Source organism: Denitrificimonas caeni (assembly GCF_905120345.1).
GTDB lineage: Bacteria > Pseudomonadota > Gammaproteobacteria > Pseudomonadales > Pseudomonadaceae > Denitrificimonas > Denitrificimonas caeni_A.
The window spans coordinates 78,583-101,637 of record NZ_CAJHOA010000008.1; the positions used below are offsets into that span (position 1 = coordinate 78,583).

A 23,055-nucleotide genomic window follows, 5' to 3' on the forward strand; every position below is an offset into this window, starting at 1 on the left:
TTATGATTTTAAGTGATTTTTCTAAAGCAACTGTCGAGAGCGTTGCTGAGGAGAGCTTAGTAATTATCAGCGTATTGCTGTTGCTTAGACGAAAAATATTCAGTAAGACATCCATACACCTTTACTTTGCCGCTCACAGGCGGGTTTAAGGTAGCGTGCATCGGTGTCGACACCGTAGTAATGAATGTCTTGCCGATAGCCTATGCCGCCCGCTTGTGCATTGCGACAGATACCAAAGGCACCGATTGGACATTGATCGACAAAGGTGACGCTGGTTTTCTGACCCTTGAGTTGTGGTTGGCAAAAACCACTTTTAAATAGATGTTCAGGAATACTGCGGTTCTGCTGACAGATTTTCACCTTAACCCGTTGATCAACGGATTCAATCACACAGGCCTGAGCAAAAATAAGAGGGCTCAAGAGCAAGAGCAGCAGTGCAGAACAAATACGCATAAACAACTCCAAGATTTTGAATCAACACGGCCATCTTAACCAAGTGATTGGATCAGGTGAAGTATCGCGCATGCGGAAAGTGTTTTTGCTAAGGTAGCGCATTCTTTTAGCTTTATTAGGAGCGACTGCGGCTATGTTGCAGCATATCCCCACCCATGTCATTGCCGGCACTTTAGGCGCGGGTAAAACCAGTGTCTTGCGCAGCTTACTAGCGCAGCGTCCTAGCACCGAGCGTTGGGCGATTTTGATTAATGAGTTTGGTGATATCGGCTTGGACAGCGCGTTACTCGACGGCAATCAAGACGGTGTAAGTTTTACTGAAGTAGCGGGGGGGTGTGTCTGTTGCGTGAATGGCGTGCCTTTTCAAGTCGCGCTGGTGCAATTACTGCGTAAAGCTAAGCCGGATCGGTTATTTATTGAGCCATCCGGTTTGGGCCATCCTTTGCAATTGCTTGAGCAGCTACGCGATGTGCCGTGGCTTGATGTGCTTGCCGTGCAACCGATAGTGATGGTGCTTGATGCGCAAAAAGCGACAGAGAGCACAATGATTGAACCTGCATTGCTGGCGCAAACTGGGTTGCTGCTGCTGAATAAGTGCGACAGTGTTACGCCCGAACAAGAACAACAGTGGCAACAGGCTTTTGCACCCTTGCCACTGTTGTGTACGCGTCAAGGCCAGCTGGTCTATAGCGCGTTGCCCGGTCACGATCAGCAAGCGGGTCAACAGCCCTTGGACGATACATTTGCCGCGTACAGCCCCAAGATGAGCGTGCTCTGGCGTGATCCACAACAGCCGATTTGTTCAGTTAATGCACAAGAGGATGGTTGGAGTATTGGTTGGCGTTGGCACCCTTCGCAGCAGTTTGAGTTGATGCGCGTACAGTTTTGGTTGATGCAAATGCCTTGGCGTCGTGCTAAATGCGTGCTGCAGACGAATGCGGGCTGGTTGTCAGGGAATGCTTTGGATGGACAAAGTATTCACTGGCAAAGCAGTGAGTGGCGCAAAGATTCACGCTTAGAATTGATTTTTACTGAAGCACAAGACCCGCAGCAGTTAACCGCTGAGCTGGCCGCTTGCCGAGTCAGCCAGTCATTTAGCGTTTAAAATAATAAGGAATAGCACCGCATGAATTTACAAGCATGGTCCTACCGCACTTGCGCACAGGTTACTTTGCGTGGCTGGCACAGCATCCCTTCGGGCAAACCTGTTTTGCATTTTTTGCATGGTAATGGCCTGTGTGGTCGGGTGTATACGCCACTGCTCGAACGCTTAAGTGCCGACTTTGATTTATGGTTGTGTGATATTCAAGGGCACGGTGACAGTGATGCAGGACAGCATTTTTTAGGTTGGAATCGTAATGCTGAGTTAGCGGTTGAGGCCTTTCAAGCGCAGCGCAGCCTGTTCGGCGCTGTGGCTGTGTATGCCTGTGCGCATAGTTTGGGTGGGGTGTTAAGCAGTTTAATCATGGCGCGACATCCGCAGTTGTTTAGTCGTGCAGCGCTGTTAGACCCTGTGGTGTTTCCACCAGGCTTGCAGACCTATATGAAAATTTCTGAGCACTTACGCTTTACTGCTTTTAATAAGCTGGCGCAGCGCACCTTGCAGCGTCGGACGCATTGGCCTGATCGTCAAGCAGCGTATGCCAGCTTAACAGGGCGCGGTACTTTTAAAGGTTGGACGACTGAGGCGCTCAGAGCCTATGTGGATTACGCCTTGCGCCCAGCAGATGAGGAGGCTGTGCAGTTAAAATGTCCACCGTGGTTGGAAGCGGCTATTTTCAGTACTGCTCCGAATAACTTATGGACTGCGTTGACTGAGGTGCAAACACCAGTGTTATTTTTGTATGGCACCAGCACCTACCCATTTGTAATTAAATCAGCGAGGTTGTGGACACAACGCAACAGCTACGTGCAGCCTGAACAGGTAGTTGGCGGGCATTGCTTTATGCAGGAATACCCTGAGGCAACAGCGCAGCGCGTGCGAGATTTCTTATTGCAAGATTAGTGATTAAATTGCGTTGCTAAGGCACGCAAAGCTTGCTCTGCACCGAGGACACGTTGCAAGGCCAACTGTGCGTTGTCTTCGTTCAAGCCTAGACGTTGATATAAATCTTCAGAAATATGATTGTTCGCCGTCAGGCCATCCTTGTTCTGTGCCAATAAGCGCTGGGCTAAACACGTGAGGTTGGCATAGGTTGCGTATTCACCCTGATAGTCTGGGGTGTCTTGATAGCGCAAGGCATAGACCAGTTCATCGGGAACCTGCCAACACTGCATCAACCAAGCACCCATTTGCTCGCGGGTAACGCCTAAAAGATGATGTTCAACGGTGCTGTGGCTTAAATGTAAATTGACTTCTAATGTGCGACAAACCAGAGAAAAGTAAGGCGGGAACACGTGTGCCAACAAGGCAAAGCCAAAATTGTGTAGTAAGCCTGCTAGATAAGCGAGGCCTGTTTCAGGCTTTTTCTTGACCGGCATCAGGCGGGTTAAGCCTTCAATCAGCGCTGCAGTATAAATAGCTTGCTGCCAATAGGGGGTACAGTGCTGCGGTTGATCGTTGGGCAGGGTGAGATTCTTACCCAGTGATAGACCCAGAGCTAAGTTAATCACCAGCTCAAAGCCTAACACTCGCACAATCGCATCTTCTACCGAGCGAATTTTACTGGGTGCAGCATAGTAAGGTGAAGCAGCCCAGCTCATGACCTGTGCCGCCAAAGGGGGGTCTGTTTCTACAACAGCAGCCAGCTCATCAATACCTGCCATAGGTTCATTACGCAAACGCAGTACTTCTTTGGCGGTGCGACTGAGCACAGGGATCTCTAAGGTTTCCTGTAAACGCTGATGGATTCTGCGCGAGGTGAGCCGCACGACGGCCTGCTGAATCTCTACGACATCACTGGCTACTGAATCGTTATTGGGTGGCTGTGGCGGGATAGGCTCAGAGCAGAGGATGCGTTGGCTAGAGGAAAAAAGCTTATCTAAGCTTGCTGCCTTTAGACCAATAACCAGCCCCGATACGCCACAATCGAGATAAGCGACAGGCTGCATAAAAACAGCAGGGTCGCATACGCTTTGCAGGTTAAATAACGTTGGTAGAGTCGCTAGATTATCGAGGTGATAAGAGGCGAGTAAGGAGAGCACGCTGCTGTTTGCAGCTGCTTTCCAAGATCTTTCTGTGATTGCATTGAGTTGTGCCAGATCTAGGATATGGGTGCGTGGCACGATGACGAGTAATTGTTCGTTTAAGTGCTGAACAAGCACCGCATGCAAATGCAATGCGGGATCAATGGTGTCGGTGCGATGAACACTAAACGCTATATCTGCAGCTTCTAAGGCGTGCCAGATAGCAGAAGGTAAAGATTTCTCTGTTACAGGTGCTGTTTTTGAGTCAGGCATAAAAGCACTCTACATCGATACGGCTTACAGAGGTCAAGAGTACAGTAACAACGCGGGTTACGTTGCTTAGACTTGCCCATATTGCTGACCCTGTTTGAGCCAGCGTTCTAACAGCGGACTGACATGCTGTGGCCATTGCTCAAGTAATTGGCAAGCCGCTGCACGTACCGCAGGTAATAATGGCGCATCACGCATTAAATCAGCCACTTTAAATTGCAGCAACCCCGTTTGTCGGGTGCCGAGCATTTCCCCTGGGCCGCGCAGTTCTAAATCTTTTTCGGCAATGATAAAACCATCGTTGGTTTCACGCATAATTGCTAAGCGCTCACGACCTATTTGTGACAATGGCGCATGATAGAGCAGCACGCAATGGCTGGCAGTGCTGCCACGCCCCACGCGGCCACGCAATTGATGCAGTTGTGCCAAGCCTAAACGTTCCGGGTTCTCAATGATCATCAAGCTGGCATTGGGCACGTCCACGCCGACTTCAATCACTGTGGTGGCGACTAATAATTGCAGCTCGCCCTGTTTAAAAGCATCCATCACTGCCGCCTTTTCTGCAGACTTCATCCGCCCATGAATCAGACCGACTTTCTGCCCCACTAGGGCGAGCGTTAAATCTTCAAAAGTGCTTTGCGCTGCTTGGCAGGTCAGTTCTTCAGATTCTTCAATCAAGGTGCACACCCAATAGGCTTGACGGCCGTCTAAGCAGGCGGCACGTACCCGTTCAATCACTTCCGGGCGGCGTGTATCACTGAGTACTAGAGTGTTAACTGGCGTACGTCCGGGCGGCAATTCATCGAGTACCGAGGTATCAAGATCAGCATAAGCGCTCATGGCTAACGTACGTGGAATCGGTGTGGCGGTCATAATCAACTGATGCGGACTGTAAACGCCATCGACACCTTTTTTGCGCAAAGCCAAACGTTGCTGCACACCAAAACGGTGTTGCTCGTCAATAATCGCCAACGCTAAATTTTTAAACTGCACTTCATCTTGAAACAAGGCGTGAGTGCCAACTACCATCGGTGTGCCAGCAGCGATTTGCGCTAAGGCACTGACGCGCGCTTTACCTTTTAGTTTGCCTGCGAGCCACGCCACTTCAATATTCAGCGGTTTTAGCCATTTAGTGAAGTTAATAAAATGCTGTTCAGCGAGAATTTCTGTCGGCGCCATCAGAGCCACTTGATAACCCGCTTCCAACCCTTGTAACGCGGCAAGCGCTGCGACTACTGTTTTACCTGCACCCACATCTCCTTGCACGAGGCGCAACATGGGTGCGTCTTGCTGAAGATCCCAAGCGATTTCTGCGCCGACGCGTTGCTGTGCGCCGGTCGGGGTAAAGCCTAAGTTTTGTAGAAACAGCTGCGGTAGTTTTTTTGCCGCGGGTAGTTGCGGTGCACGTTGCTGGCGCAAACTTTCACGGACGCGTTGCAAAGACAGCTGGTGCGTGAGCATTTCTTCAAAGGCTAAACGCTGCTGCGCCCAGTGCACACCTTCGGCTAATTCTTCTAAATCGGCATCCGGTGGTGGCTGATGTAAATAACGAATCGCTTGCTCGAGCGAACCCAATTGGTACTCTTTGCTCATCTCGGCTGGTAACCAGTCGGGCAAACTGCGCGGGTTAAGAAAGCTCAACGCCTGCAGGCAAAGGTCGCGTAAACGGAGCTGGGTTAAGCCTTCCGTGGTTGGATAAATGGCGGTAAGCGTGCTGTGCAGCGACTGCTCTTCATCGGGGTTATGCACGCGATATTCAGGATGGTAAATTTCCAACCCCGTTGCCCCTGGGCGCACTTCGCCATAACAACGGACTTGTGCGCCTTTTTCTAGCGCATTTTTTTGCGCCATGCTGAAATGGAAAAAACGCAAAGTCAGGCCGCCACTGCCATCTTGGATGCGCACCAATAAACTGCGGCGTTTACCCATGACAATATTAGCCGCGATCACCACCCCTGCCACCACTGCATCTTGCCCTGGCCGGAGCGCGCCGATTGGGGTGATTCGTGTGCGGTCTTGGTAACGTGACGGCAGATGAAACAGCACATCCTGCAGATTTTCTAAGCCGACCTTAGCCAGTTTTTCAGCGACAGCAGGGCCTACGCCTTTAAGTACGGTGACCGGAGTGTGGACCAGCAAATCTGTCATGACTAAGGCTCGCGGTAAGCTTGTGCGGCATCACACTGGCGAATGGCATCCATCAACACATCAATGGCTTTCGGGCGTGGAAAAGTTGCACGCCAAGCAATGGCGACCGTACGGGTCGGGATTGGCGCTGTAAACGGTCGTACGGCAATCACCCCTTCGGCATAACGATGATTATCTACCGCAGACAATGGCAATACTGAGACGCCTAGCCCAGAGGCGACCATATGGCGAATGGTTTCTAATGAGCTGGCTTCGACCGTGGTATAGCGGTTTTCTGGATTACCTTGTATTGCGGTTGGGCAAGCTTCTAAGACCTGATCGCGGAAACAATGGCCTTCACCTAATAGCAGTAAGCTTTTGTCATTGAGCATCGCGCTGTCGATACTGTCCTTGGCGGTCCAAGGGTGTTCTGCCGGTAACAGTACACAAAAAGGCTCTTTATAAGCCGCTTTGGTCAGTACATCGGCGTCTTGGTAAGGAAGAGCGATAATAATCACATCCAACTCACCTTTACGCAGTTTTTCGCGCAAGACATGAGTGAAGTTTTCTTCAATATAGAGTGGCATTTCCGGGGCGCTACGATGCAAGAATGGAATCATTTGCGGGAATAAATACGGGCCAACAGTATAAATAGCGCCGACGCGCAAAGGTGCGGCCAATTGGTTTTTACCGGCTTGAGCCAGCTCGCGAATGGTTTGTGCTTGTTCTAGGACGCGTTGTGCTTGCGCAACAATGGCTTCACCGACAGGCGTAACACGCACGGCGCTTTTGCTGCGCTCAAAAATCAGCACGCCTAAGTCTTCTTCAAGCTTTTTTACCCCGACTGATAAAGTCGGTTGGCTGATATGGCACATTTCCGCAGCGCGGCCAAAATGTTGAGCTTGAGCTAAAGCAACAATATAACGCAGTTCGGTGAGAGTCATAGCCAATTCCCATTAGGATTGCCATTAGCATAGCTGTTACATTAAATTGTGACCAATAAATCTTATTGTGGTTAGGCCAGCAGGGGAGTCAATCAGAATGCACAGACAGTTGCGAGTCGTGGTGGTGGGCTGTGGTGATATCGGCAGTCGTGTGGCTTTATTGTTGAATCAGCAAGGCTGGCACGTGCATGGTTTACGACGTAACCCGCAGCGCTTGCCAGCAGATATCTTACCGATTGCAGCAGATCTCACGCAGCCTGAGTGTCCGAGTGCTTGGCCAGAAGGACCGCTTGATTATGTCGTGTATGCAATGGCTGCGCAGAGCATGACAGAGGCCAATTATCAGCAAGCTTATGTGCAAGGCCAGCAGCATCTGTACAGCTGGCTAGAGCAACATCAGCAACAACCCAAACGCGTGATCTTTGTCTCCAGTACCAGCGTTTATGGACAAGATGATGACAGTTGGGTCGATGAAGAATCAGTCGTCGAACCCAAGCGCTGGTCTGGTCAGATTATGCTTGCTGCAGAGCAGTGCGCGCTGAATAGTGGTCATCCCGCTACCGTAGTGCGCTTAACCGGTATTTATGGTCCAGGACGCGATATGTTGATCAGGCGTGTACGCGAGGGCTATCACACTGCGGATTTGCACAATTTTACCAACCGTATTCATGCGGATGATGCGGCCGGGTTAATTGCCACTGTTTTACAAGCGGATGCACAGGGCAAAGCAGTCGAGTCGGTGTATTTGGGTGTAGATAATGAGCCGGTCGAACAGGCTGAAGTGGTGGCGTGGTTGCAGCAGCAACTAAAGGTTAGCAGTGTGGCAGATTTGCTATTAACGCGCCGCGCAGGCAGTAAGCGTTGCAGTAATGCCCGTGCGCGAGCCTTGGGTTGGCAGCCACAGTACAGCAGTTTTTGTGAAGGCTATGCGGCGCAGTTAGCTGCTCTTTAACAGTTGATTCTGCACCGCGTTAGGGCATTTAGCCTAAGTACAATACCGCATCCATTTCCACGCAGGAATTGCGTGGCAGCGAGGCCACGCCAACCGCCGCGCGTGCTGGGTAAGGTGCGCTAAAGTAGCGGCCCATCACTTCATTAAGGATGCCGAAATTATCCAGATCGGTTAAGAAAATATTCAGCTTAACGATATCAGACAGTGAGCCACCAGCCGCTTCAGCAACGGCTTTTAGGTTTTCAAAGACTTGTACGGTTTGCTGTTCAAAACCTTCAACCATTTCCATGGTGGTCGGATTCAATGGGATTTGACCTGACAGATACACAGTATTTTCGACGCGCACGGCTTGTGAATAAGTGCCAATGGCGGCTGGCGCATTTTCAGTGCTGATAATGGTTTTGCTCATAATCTACTCCGTTGTTTAGAAAACCCGCACGCCAGACCGATACAACAAGCCCACAGGCGCACGGTATAAAAGCAGTTAAGCACGCATGCGGGTAATACGAGAGACACCAGCAAGACCGCGTAACTTACGAATGATACGTGCCAAGTGCACACGGTCGCGTACGCTAATACCCAATTGAATCACGCTAATACGGCCGTCACGTTCATCAACACTGATTTTTTCAATATTGGCATCGGCTTCACTGATGGTACCGGCCAGCAGAGCGATTAAGCCGCGTTGATGGGCCAGCTCAATGCGTAACTCAACGTTGAACTCGCTATCAATGTCTTTGGCCCACGTCAGTGGTACGCATTTCTCAGGATTATTGCGGAATTCACTGATGTTTTTACAGCTGTCGCGGTGCACGACCATGCCTTTACCGGCAGAGAGGTGACCGACAATCAGGTCGCCTGGGATCGGTGTGCAGCAGCGCGCATAATTGAGGACTAAGCCTTCAGTACCACGAATGACCAGCGGGCCGTCAGCAGCTAATGGGTTCGCATCTGACTCTTCGGTGGATAATAAGCGCCTTGCTACCACGTGAGCAGTGCGGTTACCTAGACCAATGTCCTCGAGAAGATCATCACGCTCATCCTGATTGTTTTCCTTGAGTAGTGTCTGCAAGCGCGCTTCAGAAATATCCTCAAAGCGTGCACCGACATTGTCCAAGGCTTTGCTGAGTAAGCGTGTGCCTAGGCTCACCGACTCTTCGCGGCGTTGTTGTTTTAGTGCATGACGAATATGGGTACGTGCTTTGCCGGTGACAACAAAATTAAGCCAGTTTGGATTGGGTTGAGTATTGGGTGCCGTAATGACTTCAACCGTGGCACCACTTTCTAACGCTTGTGATAACGGCGCGAGGCGACGATTGACACGGCAGGCAATGCAGGTGTTACCCACATCAGTATGCACAGCGTAAGCAAAGTCAACCGGTGTTGAGCCTTTTGGCAATTCCAAGATGCGACCTTTGGGGGTAAACACATAGACTTCATCAGGGAATAAATCAATTTTAACGTTTTCAATAAACTCTAAAGAGTTGCCTGCGCTTTGCTGCAACTCCAATAAGCCCTTGACCCACTGGCGCGCACGCGCATGGTTATTACGTTGACCGTCTTCTTTGGTTTTGTATAACCAATGGGCAGCAATACCGTTGTTAGCCAGTTCTTCCATTTCACGGGTGCGGATTTGAATTTCAATCGGTACGCCGTGCATGCCAAATAAAGTGGTGTGCAGCGATTGGTATCCATTGGCTTTAGGAATGGCGATGTAGTCTTTAAAGCGCCCAGGGAAGGGCTTGTATAAATTATGCACGGCACCGAGGACGCGATAGCAGGTGTCTACTTTGTCGACAACAATCCTAAATGCGTAAACATCCATAATTTCGTTAAAGGCTTTACGCTTACCACGCATTTTTTGATAAATGCTATACAGATGCTTTTCACGGCCACTGACTTCGCCAGGTAAGCCTTCACGCTCTAAGCATTGAGTAATGGATTCTTGAATTTTATTAACGATTTCTTTGCGATTGCCGCGTGAGCTTTTAACGGCTGATTGAATACGTGCGGCGCGCATGGGGTACATGGCTTTAAAACCGAGGTCTTCAAATTCAGCATAGATACGGTTCATTCCCAAGCGGTTGGCGATGGGTGCGTAAATTTCTAAGGTTTCTTTAGCAATGCGACGACGTTTTTCAGGATTCAATGCGCCAAGGGTGCGCATGTTGTGTAAACGGTCAGCCAGCTTGACTAGAATGACACGAATATCGCGCGCCATGGCCATCGCCATTTTACGGAAATTTTCTGCTTGTGCTTCGGCTTTAGTGCCGAATTTCATCTGTGTTAGCTTAGTGACGCCATCGACCAGTTCGGCTACGCTTTCGCCAAACTGAGCGACAATAGCTTCTTTGGGAATGCCCGTGTCTTCAATCACATCATGCAGCATGGCAGCCATCAAACTCTGATGGTCCATGTGCATATCTGCCAAAATAGTCGCAACGGCCAGCGGGTGAGTCACATAGTGCTCACCACTGCTGCGCAATTGACCGTCATGCGCTTGCTCCGCGTAATAGTATGCGCGGCGTACAGCATTGACTTGGTCTTTGCCTAAATAAGTAGATAGCTGCCCAGATAGGCGATCTAAAGCAGGCATAGCTCACCCCCTGATAGCGATACATCCTTATTCATACAGTCAGCGACCTGCGCTCGCATAAGCGAGTTTAGTTAGCGTTATCGTCAAAGGCTGCAAATAAAGGCTCTTCAGCTGTCATCGCTTCTTCTGCAGCAATCACTGCATCAGTGATGAGACCTGCGGCAATTTCACGCAGCGCTAAAACAGTTGGTTTATCATTTTCAACAGGCACTTTAGGCTCTTTTCCGCCGGTTGCTAATTGGCGTGAACGCTTAGTGGCCAACATCACTAAAGCAAAACGGTTTTCAACGTTTTCTAGGCAATCTTCAACAGTAACGCGAGCCATAGTATTCCTCACAGAAAAAAACAGCGCCAAAAAGGGCGCATAAACACAGACAGTTTAAGAAATAATGCGTAACAAAGAAAGTAACTTACCGACTCGTCACGCAGATAGAGCTATCGTAGCAGGTCGCACAGCAGTTGTGTGTGCCGTTTTTGCTGACTACTCAGCTGTAATTGATTGCAACGGAAAATTGCTTTTAAATCTTCGAGAGCGGTTGAGAAGTGATCATTGATAACAATGTAGTCATATTCCACATAATGACTCATCTCGGCAATTGCTTGTTGCATGCGTAAATCAATGACATCGGCAGCATCTTGGCCGCGATTATTTAAGCGTTGACGTAGATCTTTGTGCGTCGGCGGCAAAATAAAAATAGATTTTGCTTCAGGCATCAATCGGCGCACTTGCTGTGCACCCTGCCAGTCAATTTCTAGAATTAAATCATAACCTTTAGCTAGGGTTTCTTTGACCCACGAATGCGAGGTGCCATATAGATTGCCAAAAACTTCTGCATGTTCTAGAAAATCACCTTGCTCAAGTAAGGCAATAAACTCTTCACGCGGAGTGAAATGGTAATTGACGCCATCAATCTCGCCAGGACGCATCGCACGCGTGGTATGTGATACTGAGACACGGACTTGCGCCATGCTATCGATCAGTGCTTTAACTAAGCTTGTTTTCCCCGCGCCCGATGGCGCAGAGACGATATAAAGCGTCCCGGTAGTGGTCATGCAGTACCTATAAAAAAATCAAAACGCTGCGGACAAGAAAAAGTGTGAGCTATGCTGCTTTTTGACCTCGAAAGGTCGGCTAAGCACTTTTTATAGGGCGATGCGTTATAAATGAATATGCCTATTCTAACAGCAAATGCTGGCATGCTTCATCTGTAATTGTTCTTGGAACTGAGTCTGTGCTCAGTCACATGCAGAAGCAATCAAGTTGACCATACGATCTGCCGCACCAATATGGGCCAGTAGGTGAATGGTTTTATCAGGCCACTTAGCCTGTGCTGCGGCTATTTCGCGGGGTAGATCGCTGACCACATGACTGCCTGAGGCTAAAAAGTAGGGCAGCACGCTGACTTCATTGACACCACGCTTAAAACAATCATCTAAAGCTGTGGCTATGGAGGGTAACGCCAATTCTAAAAAAGCGACTTGCACCTGTTCGGCAGACCATTGCAAATGCTGAGCCACTTGCGCCGCCAGTACTCTCACTTCATCGTTGGAGGCTGCACGGCGACTACCGTGCGCGACAATCAATAACTGTTTCATGCTGGGGTTTCCTGTATGGGCAGGTGCTGATAAGAGCCTGTAATTATAGCTTTGGCTGGCTGCTGAAACGTGCGGATTGAGCAATAAAATTAAATTATTGGTATAGCGTACAGGTTGTTTAACAATATTTCGCAGAATTTCCCCACCTCTTAGCGGGCGGGATCAATGCGCTGCTTTGGGCTTGCTCTTGTGTTGAGTCGTGTTCACTCGTGGTAATGTTTTATGCAGTCTTAAATGCTAAGAGTTAGCCTATTCCAATGAATCTTGATACAAATGCTCATTCAGTCTTTTCACTCAATTAATAAATAACAACAAGGTCAATCCACAATGAGTGCTTATTACCAATTCATCAACAAAACCACAGACGCAGCAGGCGTCGTCACCGCGACCTATCGCTCTACGATGCATGCGCAAGGTGCGTGGAACGAACATGAACAACATATGGCTCCGGCCAGCGGGATTATCGCCGCAGAGTTAGAAGACTTTCAGCCCCGTGACGATGTACGTATCGGCCGCATCAGTTATGATATTTTCGGCTTAATTGCGGCGGGTGAGTTTTCCATTAGCACGCGCGTGATACGTCCGGGTAAAACCATCGAGTTGCTTGAGTCGCAGATGCAAGCCAATGGCAAAACCTGCATTGTTGCCAGAGCTTGGCGCATGTGCACCCAAGACAGCTCTGAGATCGCCGCACTCGAAGATCAGGTCGTGTATCACCCAGAGACGCTGCCAAACTGGGAGGGTATGCTGCGTTGGCCTGGTGGTTATATTAAAAGCCTTGAGGCCAAAGCCAATGAAAAGCACCGTGCCGGTAAAGGTATCGTTTGGCTTAATAACGCCAAAGACATGGTCGAAAACCAACCCACCAGTGATTTTGTGCACTTAATCGGCATGGTGGATACCGCGAACGGCGTAGCGCCTCGTCAAGATGATGCGTTTACTTGGGGGTTTCCGAATTTAGATCTGCAAATTCACTTGTATCGCTACCCTGTAGGCAGATGGCTCGGCTTAGAAACCGTGCAACAATACGGTAGCGACGGCATCGGCTTGACCAGTTCGATCTTGCATGATGCGCAGGGTCCATTTGGGCGCAGTGAACAGATTTTGACGCTGAGAAAAATGGGCTAAGCCTCTAGTGCTGAAGCGCTGTTAAGCTCTAGCTGGCGATCCTGGCGCCGCCGCTGTGCCTCGCCTCTTGACTGATAGCCTGCTGACAGACGGAGTAGTGCGGTGCTGTCGAACACATGTTTACTGGACTGAGCTTTATTGATCCGCCTCATCGGTGCGCTTGAGGCGGTAAGCTAAAGCCGCACGGGTTAAGCCCAATGCGCGGGCAGCGCTTGAAACTTTTCCAGCAGCATTTTCCATAGCCTTTTCAATCAGTGCTTCTTCAAGTTCTGGCAGGCTAATGTGATGCTGCAACACTTGTTCCGCGAGTTCTGTTTTCAGCGAGCCTTTACTGTCGATGCTTTCGATCAAGCCTGACTGCTGATTGAGCGTATGAGTTTCGCTGGCTGTACTGCTATCCAATGATCGGCTGGCATTAAATAAGCTCTGTTCGGTAATTGAGTGATTCTCATCAGTGAGGATGATGCCGCGTTGGACGGCGTTTTCCAGCTCGCGAATATTGCCCGGCCAATCATGGCTGTGCAATGCTTGCATGGCAAAATCAGTAAAACCAGAGGTGGTTTTCTTATAGTGTTTTTCATAACGTTTACGAAAGTGTTCAGCGAGCAAGACAATATCATTTTTGCGCTGGCGCAAAGGTGGAATAACCACGGTATAGGCATTTATGCGATAAAAAAGGTCTTGACGAAAACGGCCACTTTTAACCGCTTCTGCTAAATCTTCGTTGGTGGCGGCCACGACTCTGACATCAATGGAACGGGTTTGGCTATCACCGACGCGCTCGATTTCGCCTTCTTGTAGCGTGCGCAACAATGCCGCTTGTGCTCGGGGGCTCAACTCAATAATTTCATCGAGAAAAATAGTGCCACTGTTAGCTCGCTCAAAACGCCCCTGGCGAGACTGAGTGGCACCGGTATACGCGCCTTTTTCGACACCAAAGAGTTCTGACTCAATTAACTCTGGGGGAATTGCCGCACAGTTTACCGCCACAAAGGGCTTGTCATGCCTTTTACTCATACTGTGCACTCGCCGTGCCAGTACTTCCTTGCCGGTGCCTGTTTCACCCAGCAATAACATGGTGACTTCAGAGTTGGCGCCGCGATCAATCATTTTTAAGGCACTGGTAAATGGTGGTGCTTCACCCAGTGCTGGGTGCATATTATCGGTGTTGGATGATAGCGAAAGCTCGAGGTCTGCAATACGTGATTGCAGCTTATACAACTCATCAATTAAGGGCGCTTCTCTAAATAAGTAGCTGAATTCTTCGTGGTCTGGCCATTCTGTAGCAACTTTTCCGACGATACGACAGCGGTGATCACCTTGGCCGCAGCATTCAACTTCGCGGTATTGAATATCCATGCCGGCAAAATGACTGGTATAGGCACAGGCGTAACCCAGTAAAATCCAGCAAACCGGCTCATTGAGTTGGCCAAAGGCACTGCGGCAGATCTCAACTTCAAAAGAGTCAATCCATTCAAACTCGGCATAAAAATGCTGTTTTTCGGGATCGTATTCCAGTGCTAAAGGAATCGCTTTAACCATCCCGCGTAAACTATGCAAGAGCGGGCCGATCAGGAAGGCTTGTTCTATATTGGAATCCTGCCCTAAGTTGCGTGCTAGTTCTGCATCTTTTGCGCCTGAGAAATAACCTAGGCGCATGAAAAATCCCTTCCCGCGTTCCTGCCCTAAGGTGGTGAGAATTTCCTTTCTAAAGCTGGAGAGCGCGCCGAGCCCCATGAGTACTGAGCGTTGCTCTGCGAGCCAAATCTTACCTTCTTCTGGGTGGAATTTAAGTTGCTTGAGCAACAGAGCCAACTCGGGCATTTGTAAATTAAGTTTAGTCACTGCGTCTCCGTGTTCATAGTGGTGCGTGGCCGGTGCGTATGTTCCTCGTGAAACTTAAACTTTGCTGGACGAACCCTGCAAGCGGATCGCCGCGGCCACTGTCCATTTGCTTGGAGCATGTTGCTAAGATGAGTACATTTGCCTATACCGCAACCGCGGAATAAAGCCTGAGCTTAACAACAAAACACATTTAGTGTAACCATGCGTTCTTAGCCATTAGTCTTTCAGAAAATCCAGCATAAAATTCTGCATCAAATGATCAATTAGTCTTTTTCGATTGCTCAAATCATCAATTCCTCAGTTTGATTGAACTGCCCTACGCTGTGCTTGTGGCTTTTCTAAATCTCTTTTTATCTAAATAATATATTGAAAATCAACGGCTTACATATATTTATAGTTTTCTGGCATGCATGTTGCAAATGTTCTTGGTGAGTGTTTAGAAAAATAAAAATTAGAGGACTTCGGAATGCCACATTCACCGAGCGAACCCGAGCAACAGCCAAGAGCTAAAAACAGCTTTAGAGATTTGACCAAATACATCCGGGTCCGCAGTAAGCCGGATGCCCGTTTTGTCGAGTTTGACTTTGCAATAGGAGAGCCCTCTCTGTTTGTAGAGTTAATCATGCCACCCGCCGTCTTTGAAGACTTTTGCACTAATAATAACGTGATCCATATGAGTGCTGAGCAGATGGCGAATGTCGATCTAGAACTGGAAAAATGGCGATATGGCGAAGACACCCTGATGTCTCGCAACCGTGATCGTGATAGACCCACTGAATAATAATAAAACTACTGAAGAGGTATAAGCTGATGGCACTTGAAATAAAAACAGCAACTTTGCAGCCTATCCGTAATACTTTTGCCAATATTGAGCGACGTTTTGGTGATAAACCCGCCTCTCGATATCAAGAAGCAACCTATGATTTGCAGGCAGAAACGAACTACCATTACCGCCCACTGTGGCAGCCACAGCATGAGCTGAATGATAAAAGCCGCACACAAATTGTCATGGCAGACTGGTATGACCTGAAAGATCCGCGCCAGTTTTACTATGGCACTTATGTGCAGCAGCGCGCTCGCCATCAAGAAGCCGCTGAAACCAACTATAGTTTTTTTGAAAAACGTGGTTTGGCTGAGCATTTGCCTGAAGCTGTCAGGGCGCATTTGATCAGCTACCTTATCCCTCTGCGTCATGTCGAACACACCGCCAACCTGAATAATATGTATGGCTGCTCTTTTAGCTATGGTGCGGCGATTAGCCAAGCTCTGTTGTACAACGGCATCGACCGCCTCGGTAATGCTCAGTACTTATCTAAAATCGGTTTGATTTTAGATGGTAATACCGGTGACTCCCTCGCTGCAGCCAAACAAGAGTGGATGCAAAATCCTGCTTGGCAAGCCATGCGTGCCTTGTGTGAACAGATGACCACAGTCGAGGACTGGTTTGAGGTGTTTGTTGCGCAAGATCTGGTGGTTGACACCCTAGTCTTTAATCTTTTCTACGAGCAACTTGATCAAAAACTTGCCTCGATGGGCGGTCGCGATGTCGCGCTGCTCACTGAGTTTATGCAAGTGTGGACCAAAGACAGTAGCCGCTGGTTAGACAGTGTTCTGAAAACAGTGGCCAGTGAATCAGAAGACAATCGAGTGCTGCTGGCTGGTTGGGTTAAACATTGGCGCGAAAAAACGCTGCACGCTTTACATCCCCTAGTCACAGCAATGCTGGATGACAGTGAAGCGTTATCCATAGCCGATGGGCTGCTCGAAGAACGCCTGAAGAAAATAGGCATTATCCAATAAGGAGTCACCATGTCTAAGGTTTATTTAGCGCTGCAGGATAACGACGATTCTCGCTATATCGTTGACGCCATTGTGGATGACAATCCTGAAGCTACAGTTATTCATCAGCCAGCGATGATTCGAATTGAAAGTGAAAGCGGTTTGGTGGTGCGCCGTACGACGGTGGAAGAAAAAATAGGGCGTGATTGGGATGTACAAGAATTGCATCTAAGCCTTATCACTATCGGCGGCAATGTTGATGAAGATGAAGATCAATTTAGCCTGAGCTGGAATTTTTAGTAAAACACAATAATAAGAGGGTAAACACTATGGTTGCCAAAAAACTGAATCTTAAAGATAAGTATAGTTTATTAACCCGTGATCTTGACTGGGATTACGATTATGCCGATCGCAAAGAAGCATTCCCCTATGAAGATTTTGAAGGCATAAAAATTACTGACTGGTCCAAATGGGAAGATCCTTTCCGTTTAACCATGGACTCGTACTGGAAGTATCAGGCTGAAAAAGAGAAAAAGCTCTACGCTATTTTTGATGCGTTTGCACAAAATAATGGCCATTTAAACGTTACTGATGCGCGCTATGTAAACGCTTTAAAGATTTTTTTGACTGGTGTTTCACCATTAGAGTACCAAGCCTATCAAGGCTATGCGCATGTGGGCCGCCAGTTTAGTGGTGCCGGCGCACGGATTGCTTGCCAGCTGCAGTCGATTGATGAACTGCGTCACGTGCAAACTCAGATTCATGCGATGAGCCACTACAATAAGTTTTTTGATGGCCTGCAAGACTGGACACATATGCATGACCGTGTCTGGTACTTGTCGGTGACTAAATCCTTCTTTGATGATGCCCGTTCAGCTGGACCTTTTGAGTTCTTAATTGCCATTAGCTTTAGCTTTGAATATGTTCTCACCAACCTGTTGTTTGTGCCCTTTATGTCAGGCGCGGCGCACAACGGTGATATGGCCACCTGCACCTTTGGTTTCTCCGCGCAGTCGGATGAAGCACGCCACATGACCTTGGGTCTAGAAATCATCAAGTTCCTGCTTGAACAGCATGAAGACAACGTGCCGATTGTGCAGAAGTGGATTGATAAATGGTTCTGGCGCGGTACCCGTTTGTTATCCATCGTCGCGATGATGATGGACTACATGCTGCCCAACAAAGTGATGTCCTGGAAAGAAGCGTGGGAAGTCTACTTCGAAGATGCTGGTGGTGCGCTGTTTAAAGACTTAGCCCGCTACGGTATTCGTATGCCTAAATTTGTTGAGACTACTGCCAAAGAAAAAGAGCATATCTCTCACCAAACCTGGTGGATTTTCTATAACTACGGTCATGCTGCAGCATTCCACACCTGGATTCCCAGTGAAGAAGAGTTGGATTGGCTCAGTGAAAAATACCCTGACACCTTCGATAAATACTACCGTCCACGTTGGGAGCTGGCCAGAGAAATGGAAGAGCGCGGTGAGCGTTTCTACACTCAGGAATTGCCACAGCTGTGCACCACGTGCCAGATCCCCATGGCCTTTACGGAAATGGATGATCCAACCATGATTTCCTACCGGGCGAGCGATTATGAGGGTGAGAAGTACCACTTCTGCTCTGATGGTTGTAAGCACATCTTTGATCAAGAACCAGAGAAATTCAGCCAGTCATGGCTGCCAGTTAACCAGATTTATCAAGGTAACTGTGGTGGTCCGGGCGTTGAAGATGTGTTGCGCGATTACTACAAGATCAATTTAGGCCATGACAATATGGACTTTAATGGGTCGCCGGACGAGCAGCGCTGGAACGCGTGGAAAGGCACAGAAAAAGATGCCAAGAATAAAGACGCCAAGGATAAAGACAAAGACGTTGCTTAATAACCGATTACAACTCGAACAATAATAAATAAAGCTGCTCAGCCAAAGTTGACTGAGCAGCTCCTAGAACAGGAAATAAAGACTATGCCAGTAGTAGCTATAACACCTGACTATAAGTTTCCAGCCAGAGACCGCGTGGAAAACTATGACGGCAATCAACTCGTGTATGTGGGTTGGGATCATCATCTGATGTTTTGTGCGGCGTTCACATACTTGATCGCACCGACCGCGACCTTTGCTGAATTACGCGACGGCATGTTGCCTAAAGGTTTTTCGCTGCACCCTGAGTACAGCAAAATCAATTGGGATAGCGCAACGTGGTTGCTTGACGGTGAGCCCTTCACGCCACAGCTCGATAAAAGCCTGCAAGAGCAAGGCATTGGTCACAAGTCATTACTCAGGTTTCAGACACCAGAACTAAAGGGTTATCAGAACGCGGGCGTTTGAGGAGAAAGCTATGTCTTATCAGGTTACGGTTGAACCAACAGGCGATGTGTTTGAGGTTGAAGAGGGGCAAACCCTGCTCGATGCAGCGCTTAGGCAAGGTATATGGCTGCCTTTTGCTTGTGGGCATGGCACCTGCGGCACTTGCAAAGTACAGGTGCTAGAGGGCGATGCTGACGTCGGCGCTGCTTCCCCTTTTGCTCTGATGGATATGGAGCGTGACGAAGGAGTAGTTCTGGCGTGCTGCGCCTTACCTGAATCCGATTTGGTTATTGAAGCAGATGTCGATGTTGATCCGGACTTTTCTGGTTATCCGATTGAAGACTACCAAGCAACGGTGGTGGCCATGGAGGATCTTTCGCCAACCATTAAAGGTGTGCGACTGCAATTGGATCGGCCGATGCAATTTCAGGAAGGTCAGTACGTCAACCTTAACCTGCCAGGCGTAGAAGGAACACGTGCTTTTTCAATCGCCAACTCGTGTGCTGATGCCGGCTATATCGATTTACATGTGCGCTTGGTGCCAGGCGGCAAGGGTACCAGCTGGATCCACCAATCAATGCACACGGGCGATGAACTTAAAATTTCAGGCCCTTATGGACAGTTTTTTGTCCGTAAATCAGATGACAAGGACGTTATCTTTATTGTCGGTGGGTCAGGGCTGTCCAGCGCTTTGTCGATGATTCAGGGCATGCTAGAAACGGGTGATACTCGACAGATTTTCCTCTTTCAAGGCGCAAGAAACCTCGTTGAACTTTATAAACGAGAAGTGTTAACAGCACTGGCCGAGCAATACAGTAATTTTCATTACATACCGGCTCTGAGTGAAGTGTCAGAAGCGGAGCAATGGAATGGTTTTTGCGGTTTTGTGCATGAAGCCGCTAACAGTCACTTTGATGGTCGTTTAGCGGGCCATAAGGCTTATCTATGTGGGCCGCCACCGATGATTGATGCCGCCATCACCATGTTGATGCAGGGGCGGGTGTTTGAAGCAGATATCCATATGGAGAAGTTTTTAACCGCTTCAGATGGAGCAAAAGCTGATTCAAGGTCGGCTTTATTTAAACGTATTTAGCTGGCTGGAAGATGACTTATGGCTATAGAAAACGTTTATCAAATATCGGTGATCAACCGTCAGCAAGTGTTCTGGTTACCTCAGGGTGAGCCTTTGTTGATGGGGATGGAAAAAGCCTGTCAGCACGCGATTAACGTGGGGTGTCGAGGCGGAGGCTGCGGGCTTTGCAAAATCAAAGTTTTGCAAGGTGACTATCAAACCAAACGAATGAGTCGCGCCCATATTAGCGAGGAAGAACAAGCTTTGGGTTTCGCCTTAGCCTGTCGGTTAACACCCTTGAGTGATCTGGTTATTGAATCAGACCATTTTAAGCTGCACACGCAGCAACCAAAAATAAGCTAGATAACAAAAACAATGAGGAATTTATCATGAGAAAAGGTGTAATGCGCCCCGGCCATGTACAGATCCGTGTTTTGGATATTGAAGAGGCCGTTAAACACTACGTTGACCTAATTGGCTTGATCGAAACAGATCGTGATGAGCAAGGTCGTGTCTATCTTAAAGGCTGGACGGAAGTCGACAAGTATTCAGTGGTCCTGCGCGAAGCCGATGAGCCTGGTATGGATTTTATGGGCTTTAAGTGTGTTGATGAAGCCACAATCGATTCGCTCGCGGAAGATGTCCGCAAGCTGGGGATTGAGGTCAAAGAAATACCTGCGGGCGATTTAAAAGACTGCGGTCGACGCATGCAGTTTGTTGCGCCAACCGGTCACACTTTTGAGCTGTATGCCACTAAAGAACAGACCGGCAAATGGGGCGTCAGTAACGTTAACCCTGAAGCATGGCCGCGTGATTTAAAAGGTATGAAGGCCACTCGTTTTGACCACTGCCTGCTCTATGGTGATGACCTCGAGGGTAACCTTGAACTGTTTGAAACCTTAGGCTTTGGCTTAGCTGAGCAAGTGCTCGACCCAGACAATAATCGAGTGGCGCTGTTCTTAACCGCTTCGATGAAAGCGCACGACGTGGCGTTTATTAAACACGCTGAAAAAGGCAAGTTTCACCATGCGTCTTTCTACCTCGACACTTGGGAGAATGTGCTACGTGCCGCGGATCTTATTTCGATGACCAATACTTCCTTGGACATTGGTCCAACGCGACATGGTTTAACCCACGGGCAAACCATTTACTTCTTTGACCCGTCCGGCAACCGTAACGAAGTGTTTTGTGGCGGTGACTACTACTATCCGGATCACGAGCCAACCACCTGGAAAGCTGAAGATTTAGGAAAAGCTATTTTCTACCATGACCGTCAACTGAATGAGCGTTTCTTGTCGGTTTTAACGTAAGTAACGTTTTGGCGTCAGCTTTAATGAGCTGACGCCATGCTGGCTTGCTGGGGAAATAAGCTCAATACGGGAAAATTTTATGAAAGAATTTAAGCACTTTATCAATGGTCAGTATGTTTCTTCCGCCAGTGGTAAAACCTTTGACAACCGTAGTCCGGTCGATAATAGCCTGATCGGTACAATACATGAGGCCGGTCGTGAGGAAGTTGACGCAGCAGTACAAGCCGCTAAAGCCGCGCTCAAAGGACCTTGGAGCAAGCTCACTCAAGTCGAGCGTACGCAATTACTCAATAAAGTCGCTGAGCGAATCAATGCACGTTTTGATGAGTTTTTAGAGGCAGAGTGCTTAGATACGGGTAAGCCTCGCTCTATGGCTGCACAGATTGATATTCCACGTGGTGCCGCTAACTTTAAAGCTTTTACGGAAACAGTGGCTAATTTGCCCACTGAAGGTTTCCGTATGGATACCCCCGATGGCAAAGGTGCGATGAACTTCGGCCATCGAACGCCCAAAGGTGTGATTGCCGTGATTGCCCCGTGGAACTTACCGCTACTACTGATGACTTGGAAAGTGGGACCTGCTTTAGCCTGTGGTAATACCGTGGTCGTTAAGCCTTCGGAAGAAACACCGATGACCACCACTTTACTGGGTGAAGTGATGAACGAATGTGGGGTTCCACCGGGCGTCTTTAACGTCGTACACGGCTTTGGTCCTGACTCTGCGGGTGAGTTTTTAACCACGCATCCGGATGTTAACGCCATTACTTTCACCGGCGAAACCCGCACTGGTGAAGCGATTATGAAAGCTGCTGCAGTCGGTTTACGTAACATCTCACTAGAATGTGGCGGTAAAAACCCAGCACTGGTGTTTGCTGATTGCGATCTAGAAAAAGCCGTTGAAGGCACCATGCGTTCAGCGTTTGTCAACTGTGGTCAGGTGTGTCTGGGTACAGAGCGAGTCTATGTTGAGCGTCCTATTTTTGCTCAATTTGTTGCGCGCATGAAAGAAGAAGTAGCCAAGCTTAAGCTGGGTCGACCTGAAGATAGCGAGGCAAACTTTGGTCCGTTGGTGAGTCTCGAGCACCGCGCAAAAGTGAAATACTACTATGACCTTGCCGTTGAGGAAGGCGCAACCGTAGAAATCGGTGGTGGCATTCCAGATATGGGTGAAGCGCTGAATGCTGGAGCTTGGATCGAGCCGACGATCTGGACCGGCTTAGCTGATGACGCGCGGGTGATCCGCGAAGAGATTTTTGGTCCTTGCTGTCATATCCGGCCTTTCGATGACGAAGAAGAAGTGATCGCCTTAGCCAATGATACTGATTATGGCCTTGCCGCCGCTATTTGGACTGAAAACACCTCGCGTGCGATTCGCGTTGCTGAGCACATGGAAGCCGGTATTGTTTGGGTTAACTCGTGGTTCTTGCGTGATCTGCGCACCTCGTTTGGCGGTGCTAAGCAGTCAGGTATTGGCCGTGAAGGTGGTATCCATGGTATGGAGTTTTATACCGAAATGAAAAACATCTGCATCAAACTATAGGTGAGAACGTA

At 48.7% G+C, this 23,055-nt stretch carries 23 protein-coding genes; 13 read left to right on the plus strand and 10 right to left on the minus strand.

Annotated features, from left to right (window positions below):
- Nucleotides 1-99: 99 nt before the first annotated feature.
- Nucleotides 100-453, minus strand: coding sequence for an NADH:ubiquinone oxidoreductase (locus JYJ62_RS13995; protein WP_205342846.1), 354 nt, complete (start codon nucleotides 451-453; stop codon nucleotides 100-102).
- Nucleotides 454-586: 133 nt separating this feature from the next.
- Here JYJ62_RS13995 and JYJ62_RS14000 point away from each other — a divergent pair, with 133 nt between their 5' ends.
- Nucleotides 587-1,558, plus strand: coding sequence for a CobW family GTP-binding protein (locus tag JYJ62_RS14000; protein WP_205342847.1), 972 nt, complete (start codon nucleotides 587-589; stop codon nucleotides 1,556-1,558).
- 21 nt (nucleotides 1,559-1,579) lie between these two features.
- Nucleotides 1,580-2,458: an alpha/beta hydrolase gene (locus tag JYJ62_RS14005; protein WP_205342848.1), complete on the plus strand. Its 879-nt coding sequence runs from the start codon at nucleotides 1,580-1,582 to the stop codon at nucleotides 2,456-2,458.
- Here the strand turns inward: JYJ62_RS14005 and JYJ62_RS14010 are convergent.
- The 3 genes from JYJ62_RS14010 to JYJ62_RS14020 all read right to left on the minus strand — a co-directional run bounded on the left by JYJ62_RS14010 (nucleotide 2,455) and on the right by JYJ62_RS14020 (nucleotide 6,920).
- Complete coding sequence (locus tag JYJ62_RS14010; RefSeq protein WP_205342849.1) at nucleotides 2,455-3,852, minus strand: HDOD domain-containing protein; 1,398 nt, start codon at nucleotides 3,850-3,852, stop codon at nucleotides 2,455-2,457. The two genes, JYJ62_RS14005 and JYJ62_RS14010, sit on opposite strands and share 4 nt — an antisense overlap.
- A 66-nt stretch (nucleotides 3,853-3,918) precedes the next feature.
- Nucleotides 3,919-5,997, minus strand: a complete 2,079-nt coding sequence (gene recG / locus JYJ62_RS14015) for an ATP-dependent DNA helicase RecG (RefSeq protein WP_205342850.1) — start codon at nucleotides 5,995-5,997, stop codon at nucleotides 3,919-3,921.
- A 2-nt stretch (nucleotides 5,998-5,999) separates the two neighbouring features.
- Complete coding sequence (locus JYJ62_RS14020) at nucleotides 6,000-6,920, minus strand: hydrogen peroxide-inducible genes activator (protein WP_205342851.1); 921 nt, start codon at nucleotides 6,918-6,920, stop codon at nucleotides 6,000-6,002.
- Between the two features lie 97 nt (nucleotides 6,921-7,017).
- On the opposite strand from JYJ62_RS14020, the gene JYJ62_RS14025 reads away from it, so the two are divergent.
- On the plus strand, nucleotides 7,018-7,872 hold the full coding sequence (locus tag JYJ62_RS14025; protein ID WP_205342852.1) for an SDR family oxidoreductase: 855 nt from the start codon (nucleotides 7,018-7,020) through the stop codon (nucleotides 7,870-7,872).
- Nucleotides 7,873-7,900: 28 nt separating this feature from the next.
- Here the strand turns inward: JYJ62_RS14025 and JYJ62_RS14030 are convergent, their stop codons facing one another.
- The 5 genes from JYJ62_RS14030 to JYJ62_RS14050 all read right to left on the minus strand — a co-directional run bounded on the left by JYJ62_RS14030 (nucleotide 7,901) and on the right by JYJ62_RS14050 (nucleotide 12,064).
- Complete coding sequence (locus tag JYJ62_RS14030; RefSeq protein ID WP_205342853.1) at nucleotides 7,901-8,281, minus strand: RidA family protein; 381 nt, start codon at nucleotides 8,279-8,281, stop codon at nucleotides 7,901-7,903.
- A 75-nt stretch (nucleotides 8,282-8,356) separates the two neighbouring features.
- Nucleotides 8,357-10,468, minus strand: coding sequence for a bifunctional GTP diphosphokinase/guanosine-3',5'-bis pyrophosphate 3'-pyrophosphohydrolase (spoT, locus tag JYJ62_RS14035; protein ID WP_205342854.1), 2,112 nt, complete (start codon nucleotides 10,466-10,468; stop codon nucleotides 8,357-8,359).
- 67 nt (nucleotides 10,469-10,535) lie between these two features.
- Nucleotides 10,536-10,793 carry a DNA-directed RNA polymerase subunit omega gene (gene rpoZ / locus JYJ62_RS14040; RefSeq protein ID WP_205342855.1) on the minus strand — a complete coding sequence of 86 codons (258 nt, stop codon included), beginning with the start codon at nucleotides 10,791-10,793 and terminating at the stop codon, nucleotides 10,536-10,538.
- A 110-nt stretch (nucleotides 10,794-10,903) separates the two neighbouring features.
- A complete protein-coding gene (gene gmk, locus JYJ62_RS14045) occupies nucleotides 10,904-11,521 on the minus strand; it encodes a guanylate kinase (RefSeq protein WP_205342856.1) in 618 nt (205 codons plus the stop codon).
- Between the two features lie 183 nt (nucleotides 11,522-11,704).
- Complete coding sequence (locus JYJ62_RS14050) at nucleotides 11,705-12,064, minus strand: sirohydrochlorin chelatase (RefSeq protein WP_205342857.1); 360 nt, start codon at nucleotides 12,062-12,064, stop codon at nucleotides 11,705-11,707.
- A gap of 327 nt (nucleotides 12,065-12,391) precedes the next feature.
- Here JYJ62_RS14050 and JYJ62_RS14055 point away from each other — a divergent pair, with 327 nt between their 5' ends.
- The gene (locus tag JYJ62_RS14055) at nucleotides 12,392-13,192 is read left to right on the plus strand and encodes a thioesterase family protein (RefSeq protein WP_205342858.1); all 801 of its coding nucleotides are present in this window, start codon (nucleotides 12,392-12,394) and stop codon (nucleotides 13,190-13,192) included.
- Nucleotides 13,193-13,327: 135 nt separating this feature from the next.
- Here the strand turns inward: JYJ62_RS14055 and JYJ62_RS14060 are convergent, their stop codons facing one another.
- On the minus strand, nucleotides 13,328-15,037 hold the full coding sequence (locus JYJ62_RS14060) for a sigma 54-interacting transcriptional regulator (RefSeq protein ID WP_332461638.1): 1,710 nt from the start codon (nucleotides 15,035-15,037) through the stop codon (nucleotides 13,328-13,330).
- 466 nt (nucleotides 15,038-15,503) lie between these two features.
- Between JYJ62_RS14060 and JYJ62_RS14065 the strand changes: the two genes are divergently transcribed.
- The 9 genes from JYJ62_RS14065 to JYJ62_RS14105 all read left to right on the plus strand — a co-directional run bounded on the left by JYJ62_RS14065 (nucleotide 15,504) and on the right by JYJ62_RS14105 (nucleotide 23,044).
- Entirely contained in the window at nucleotides 15,504-15,818 is a 315-nt protein-coding gene (locus tag JYJ62_RS14065) for a phenol hydroxylase subunit (RefSeq protein ID WP_205342859.1), read from the plus strand.
- A 29-nt stretch (nucleotides 15,819-15,847) separates the two neighbouring features.
- Nucleotides 15,848-16,837 (plus strand): aromatic/alkene monooxygenase hydroxylase subunit beta, encoded by a 990-nt coding sequence (locus JYJ62_RS14070; protein WP_205342860.1) that lies wholly within the window; start codon nucleotides 15,848-15,850, stop codon nucleotides 16,835-16,837.
- Nucleotides 16,838-16,846: 9 nt separating this feature from the next.
- Entirely contained in the window at nucleotides 16,847-17,116 is a 270-nt protein-coding gene (locus JYJ62_RS14075) for an MmoB/DmpM family protein (RefSeq protein WP_205342861.1), read from the plus strand.
- Nucleotides 17,117-17,145: 29 nt separating this feature from the next.
- On the plus strand, nucleotides 17,146-18,696 hold the full coding sequence (locus JYJ62_RS14080; protein ID WP_205342862.1) for an aromatic/alkene/methane monooxygenase hydroxylase/oxygenase subunit alpha: 1,551 nt from the start codon (nucleotides 17,146-17,148) through the stop codon (nucleotides 18,694-18,696).
- Between the two features lie 84 nt (nucleotides 18,697-18,780).
- Complete coding sequence (locus JYJ62_RS14085) at nucleotides 18,781-19,143, plus strand: phenol hydroxylase subunit P4 (RefSeq protein WP_205342863.1); 363 nt, start codon at nucleotides 18,781-18,783, stop codon at nucleotides 19,141-19,143.
- A gap of 10 nt (nucleotides 19,144-19,153) precedes the next feature.
- A complete protein-coding gene (locus tag JYJ62_RS14090; RefSeq protein ID WP_205342864.1) occupies nucleotides 19,154-20,215 on the plus strand; it encodes an NADH:ubiquinone reductase (Na(+)-transporting) subunit F in 1,062 nt (353 codons plus the stop codon).
- Nucleotides 20,216-20,233: 18 nt separating this feature from the next.
- Nucleotides 20,234-20,557: a 2Fe-2S iron-sulfur cluster-binding protein gene (locus tag JYJ62_RS14095; RefSeq protein ID WP_205342865.1), complete on the plus strand. Its 324-nt coding sequence runs from the start codon at nucleotides 20,234-20,236 to the stop codon at nucleotides 20,555-20,557.
- 26 nt (nucleotides 20,558-20,583) lie between these two features.
- On the plus strand, nucleotides 20,584-21,504 hold the full coding sequence (locus JYJ62_RS14100; protein ID WP_205342866.1) for a catechol 2,3-dioxygenase: 921 nt from the start codon (nucleotides 20,584-20,586) through the stop codon (nucleotides 21,502-21,504).
- A gap of 79 nt (nucleotides 21,505-21,583) precedes the next feature.
- Nucleotides 21,584-23,044: a 2-hydroxymuconic semialdehyde dehydrogenase gene (locus JYJ62_RS14105; RefSeq protein ID WP_205342867.1), complete on the plus strand. Its 1,461-nt coding sequence runs from the start codon at nucleotides 21,584-21,586 to the stop codon at nucleotides 23,042-23,044.
- Nucleotides 23,045-23,055: the final 11 nt, after the last annotated feature.

Excerpts from the sequence above, each read along its gene's own strand:
- JYJ62_RS13995 (WP_205342846.1), bottom strand. The coding sequence starts at position 453 with ATGCGTATTTGTTCTGCACTGCTGCTCTTGCTCTTGAGCCCTCTTATT.
- JYJ62_RS14000 (WP_205342847.1), top strand. The coding sequence starts at position 587 with ATGTTGCAGCATATCCCCACCCATGTCATTGCCGGCACTTTAGGCGCG.
- JYJ62_RS14005 (WP_205342848.1), top strand. The coding sequence starts at position 1,580 with ATGAATTTACAAGCATGGTCCTACCGCACTTGCGCACAGGTTACTTTG.
- JYJ62_RS14010 (WP_205342849.1), bottom strand. The coding sequence starts at position 3,852 with ATGCCTGACTCAAAAACAGCACCTGTAACAGAGAAATCTTTACCTTCT.
- recG (WP_205342850.1), bottom strand. The coding sequence starts at position 5,997 with ATGACAGATTTGCTGGTCCACACTCCGGTCACCGTACTTAAAGGCGTA.
- JYJ62_RS14020 (WP_205342851.1), bottom strand. The coding sequence starts at position 6,920 with ATGACTCTCACCGAACTGCGTTATATTGTTGCTTTAGCTCAAGCTCAA.
- JYJ62_RS14025 (WP_205342852.1), top strand. The coding sequence starts at position 7,018 with ATGCACAGACAGTTGCGAGTCGTGGTGGTGGGCTGTGGTGATATCGGC.
- JYJ62_RS14030 (WP_205342853.1), bottom strand. The coding sequence starts at position 8,281 with ATGAGCAAAACCATTATCAGCACTGAAAATGCGCCAGCCGCCATTGGC.
- spoT (WP_205342854.1), bottom strand. The coding sequence starts at position 10,468 with ATGCCTGCTTTAGATCGCCTATCTGGGCAGCTATCTACTTATTTAGGC.
- rpoZ (WP_205342855.1), bottom strand. The coding sequence starts at position 10,793 with ATGGCTCGCGTTACTGTTGAAGATTGCCTAGAAAACGTTGAAAACCGT.
- gmk (WP_205342856.1), bottom strand. The coding sequence starts at position 11,521 with ATGACCACTACCGGGACGCTTTATATCGTCTCTGCGCCATCGGGCGCG.
- JYJ62_RS14050 (WP_205342857.1), bottom strand. The coding sequence starts at position 12,064 with ATGAAACAGTTATTGATTGTCGCGCACGGTAGTCGCCGTGCAGCCTCC.
- JYJ62_RS14055 (WP_205342858.1), top strand. The coding sequence starts at position 12,392 with ATGAGTGCTTATTACCAATTCATCAACAAAACCACAGACGCAGCAGGC.
- JYJ62_RS14065 (WP_205342859.1), top strand. The coding sequence starts at position 15,504 with ATGCCACATTCACCGAGCGAACCCGAGCAACAGCCAAGAGCTAAAAAC.
- JYJ62_RS14070 (WP_205342860.1), top strand. The coding sequence starts at position 15,848 with ATGGCACTTGAAATAAAAACAGCAACTTTGCAGCCTATCCGTAATACT.
- JYJ62_RS14075 (WP_205342861.1), top strand. The coding sequence starts at position 16,847 with ATGTCTAAGGTTTATTTAGCGCTGCAGGATAACGACGATTCTCGCTAT.
- JYJ62_RS14080 (WP_205342862.1), top strand. The coding sequence starts at position 17,146 with ATGGTTGCCAAAAAACTGAATCTTAAAGATAAGTATAGTTTATTAACC.
- JYJ62_RS14085 (WP_205342863.1), top strand. The coding sequence starts at position 18,781 with ATGCCAGTAGTAGCTATAACACCTGACTATAAGTTTCCAGCCAGAGAC.
- JYJ62_RS14090 (WP_205342864.1), top strand. The coding sequence starts at position 19,154 with ATGTCTTATCAGGTTACGGTTGAACCAACAGGCGATGTGTTTGAGGTT.
- JYJ62_RS14095 (WP_205342865.1), top strand. The coding sequence starts at position 20,234 with ATGGCTATAGAAAACGTTTATCAAATATCGGTGATCAACCGTCAGCAA.
- JYJ62_RS14100 (WP_205342866.1), top strand. The coding sequence starts at position 20,584 with ATGAGAAAAGGTGTAATGCGCCCCGGCCATGTACAGATCCGTGTTTTG.
- JYJ62_RS14105 (WP_205342867.1), top strand. The coding sequence starts at position 21,584 with ATGAAAGAATTTAAGCACTTTATCAATGGTCAGTATGTTTCTTCCGCC.